Below are 3,642 nucleotides of genomic sequence, written 5' to 3'. Positions count from 1 at the left end.
ACAACCTTCTGAGTGCCGCCCGCCTGGGTGTCGACTCGCGTGTAGGACAGCAGGCCCGGCAGATTGATTGAGCGAGGATGGCCGGAGAAAACCAACGCGCCGACCACGAGCGCCACGCTCGCAGCCAGTGCGAACCCCCATTGCAGCTTGCGGTTGTTCGCGCGCGTTGCAATGACAACCGCTGCATTGGCACTGACATTGGCGTTCGAACTGGCCGATAGCGTTGTGTCATCGTCGGTCGCGAGTTCCGCCTGGGTCGGCCACGGCACCGTGCGAATCTGCCCGGCTCGGCTCAGCAACTGTTCGATGCGTTCGAATTCCCGAGCATGGCGCGGATCCTGGCTGAGCCAGAGTTGCCATTGCGCCATGCGCTCCAACGAAATGTCGGGCGAATCCAGCTCCACCGCCCATTGTGCAGCCTCGCGCAGCACCGGATCGTTTTCGTCGACAGTGCGGGTGGGCTCATCCATGGGGAAACTCCTGGTCCAGCCCGACCCGGCAATACACCAGGGCGCGCGTCACATAGTCCCGCACCATGCGTTCGGACAGATTCATGCGTTGTGCGACTTCGACAAAGTCTAATCCCTGGATCTTGTAGAGCAGGAAGGCCTGCCGGCATTTCGCCGGCAACTGTGCAATCAGCTTTTCCAGATGCGCCACTTCCTGGGCGACCGTGGCTTCGTGTTCCGGAGTCGGTACCTCGTTCAACTCGGTGAACAAACCCGTTTCGCGAGCTCGCTCACGCCGGTCACCGCCGCGCCGGCGATCGATGGCCAGGTTGGCGGCGATCTTGAACAGGAAGGCTCGCTGGTAGCTGATGGCTTCCGGCTGATCCAGATTCAACAGCTTTACATAGGCTTCCTGCGCGACTTCCTTCGCTTCCTGGTGCGAGTGCAGGCGCAAAGCCAGGAAGCGCAGCAACGCGTCGTTGTGCTCCTGGAACAAGCGCGCCACCAGTTGCTGGCGCGCATCGCCGCCAACACCTTGCTGCTCGCTGGATTGAGGTTCTGTCATGAAGGCCGACTACGGGTCGAGCTGTTGCACCGTCACTGTAACTATAGACGTTCGAGACGACGATTTTTGCGGTCCCATCGCCGCGAGTCAGAAAGTCGGGCCGGCCATCGCAAAAATGGTCGGCCCAAGCGTCCAGAGTAAATACAAGGCCAGGCTCGCGCCGGCCAACGAAACAACTGGCAGAGGTGGCATGATGAAAGCGATGACGACGAGTGACGTAAGTCGGGCCGATGCGGTGCGTAGCGCTGTGAGCCGTACTTTGCAGCTCTCCCGGGGACTGACGATTGCAGCGTTGTTGCTGGCTGGCACGCCGTGCGTCGGCGTCAGCGTCGCAGCCGCCAGCGAGGTGCACACCGTTCCCTTCGATATTCCCGCCCAGTCCATCGCCACTGCTTTGCTGAGGTTCGCCGAACAATCGGGCATTCAAATCACCACACCGGCTGCGGATACTCAATCCATTCGCACGGCGGGGGTGCAAGGAAGTTATCAGGCTGGCGAGGCCTTGCGGATCCTCCTGCAGGGCACCGGGCTGCAATTCCGCTTCCTCGACGAAGCAACGGTGGTGGTGATCGCGGCGGGTCAGTCGAACGCGTCGGCGCGAGATGCCGACGGCAGGCTGCACCTAGCGCAGGCCGACGGGAGTTCGACCACAGGGCCGCAATCGGTCGCAGACCTGGAAGAGGTCGTGGTCACCGGCTCCAACATCGTCTCCTTCGTCGACGCAGAGAAGCGCGGCGCACCGGTGGAAGTGATTACCGCCGAGCAGATCGAGAAGACCGGCGCCAATACGCTGGCCGAAGTGTTGGCCAAGAATCCTTCGATCACCGGTGGCGCGGCGGCCGAGCAAGGCAACGGCGGGCGCGGTTTCGTGAACCTGCGAGGCCTCGGCACGCAGTACACGCTGGTGTTGTTGAATGGCCGACGATTGTCCGCGAACGATCCGGCCAACATTCTGGCGATTCCTGCCGATGCCGTGGAACGCGTCGAAGTTCTCAAGTCAGGCGCGTCTGCGGTGTACGGCTCCGACGCCGTGGCTGGCGTGGTCAATGTGATCTTGAAGTCCAAGGCCGACGGATTGCATGCCAGTGCCACGTTCGGTGACACCACGCAGGGTGGCGGACAGACGACTGACGTCAATTTGTATGGTGGCGTCGCATCCGACACTGCGCGCTTTTTCTTTCTCATCAATCATATGACGCGCGACGAAGTCAGCGCGCGCCAGCGCGATATCACATCATCGAGCGACATGCGTCGTTTCGGTGGCTCCGACGCGCGCAGCGGTATCGGTAATCCGGCCTTGATCGGCGGCATCGCAGGTTCCCCAGATCTGATCGCCGATGGCACGCGGATCGCGCCGGGCTCGTATTCTCTGAACCGTGCGGACTATCGTCCTTATGACAGCAGCACGGATCTGTTCGATGTCAATGCGATAGTCGACCCGAGCATCACCAGCGCGCCCGAACGACTGACGCTGGTCGGCAACTTCGAGCAGGACTTGTTCGACGGTCGAGCGACGCTGTTTGCGACCGGCCTGTACTGGACCATGCGGGAACGCAACTGGACGTCGCCGCAGTCGATCTCGTTCTCCGATCCCACCATCGGGCCGATCCCGGCCAGCAATCCCTATAACCCGTTCGGCCAGGACGTGTCCGATGTGAGCTATCGGCCGCTGGAGTTGGGGCGGCGACTGGGAGATACCGACGCCTCGACACGCCGACTCAGTGGCGGTGTGCGAGGTGAGATCGGTAGCTGGCGCCTGGAGTCCGCGGCGTCGTGGTATCGCAGCGCCTACACCAATAAGTTCGCAGACACTTTCATTCGCTCAGGCTTGCAACAAGGCGTGAATCGCGCCGGTGCGAACGCCTTCAATCCGTTCTGCAATCAGTGCAATACCGCCGCGCAGTTCGACGGCATGCTCGGCACCAGCAGTTTCGATATCGAATTCATCTCGGATATGGTGGATCTGCGCGCCAGCGGTCCGCTGTTCGAGTTGCCCACCGGTCCGGTGCAAGCCGCGGTTGGCGGTGAGTATCGGCGTGAGGAAGTCGTCGTCGGCGCCGATCCGCTGTTCAAGTCCTCCGGTTTCGTCGGCTCGACGGGTTACACCACTTACGATCTGGAACGCACTATCCATTCAGTGTTCGCGGAGTTGCGCGTGCCGTTGCTCAAGGCTGCGAACGAGCGCAGCGGCAGCCCGTTGGAACTGTCGCTAGCGGGACGTTACGAGGACTACAGCGACTTTGGCACGACCTCGACTCCCATGGCCACGTTGCGATATGCGATGTGGAACGATCAGCTGACATTGCGGACGTCTTATTCCAAGGCATTCCTGGCGCCGTACTTGGAGTTGGCGGCTGCGTCGTTGCGCTTTCCGTATGAAACAGTGCTCACCGATCCATTGACCAATCTGCCCATCGATGCGGCGGTCTATGTAGTGGGCACGTCGGACATCAAACCTGAGACCGGCACCACGACCAACTTCGGTGCCATCTTCACGCCCGATGCCATCGAGGGCCTGACTGTCTCGTTGGATTACTACCGAATCCAACAGAACGATCTGGTCGCGGGCGTCACTAATCCGCAGGCAGTGCTGGAGGGCACGGCGCAGGGCAGTTTCACGCGTGGCTC

Annotated in this window: 3 protein-coding genes; 1 reads left to right on the top strand and 2 read right to left on the bottom strand. The window is 61.4% G+C overall.

The genetic code is table 11. The features are described 5' to 3' along the window. Positions 1 to 470, bottom strand: a 470-nt coding sequence (locus JNL55_RS36325; protein WP_293866682.1) for a FecR/PupR family sigma factor regulator, incomplete at its 3' end; no start/stop codon positions are given. Further along, positions 463 to 1,014, bottom strand: a complete 552-nt coding sequence (locus JNL55_RS36320; RefSeq protein ID WP_293866679.1) for an RNA polymerase sigma factor — start codon at positions 1,012 to 1,014, stop codon at positions 463 to 465. The genes JNL55_RS36320 and JNL55_RS36325, both read right to left, overlap by 8 nt. A 193-nt stretch (positions 1,015 to 1,207) precedes the next feature. Between JNL55_RS36320 and JNL55_RS36315 the strand changes: the two genes are divergently transcribed. Next, on the top strand, positions 1,208 to 3,642 hold a 2,435-nt coding region (locus JNL55_RS36315), incomplete at its 3' end, for a TonB-dependent receptor (RefSeq protein WP_293866677.1).

Source organism: Steroidobacter sp., from assembly GCF_016790065.1.
Classification (GTDB): Bacteria; Pseudomonadota; Gammaproteobacteria; order Steroidobacterales; family Steroidobacteraceae; genus Steroidobacter.
Note: the sequence above shows the minus strand (reverse complement) of the source record. Positions and strands in the feature narration are given on the sequence as shown.

Coding starts and splice junctions, on each gene's coding strand:
- JNL55_RS36320 (WP_293866679.1), bottom strand. CDS start 1,014: ATGACAGAACCTCAATCCAGCGAGCAGCAAGGTGTTGGCGGCGATGCG.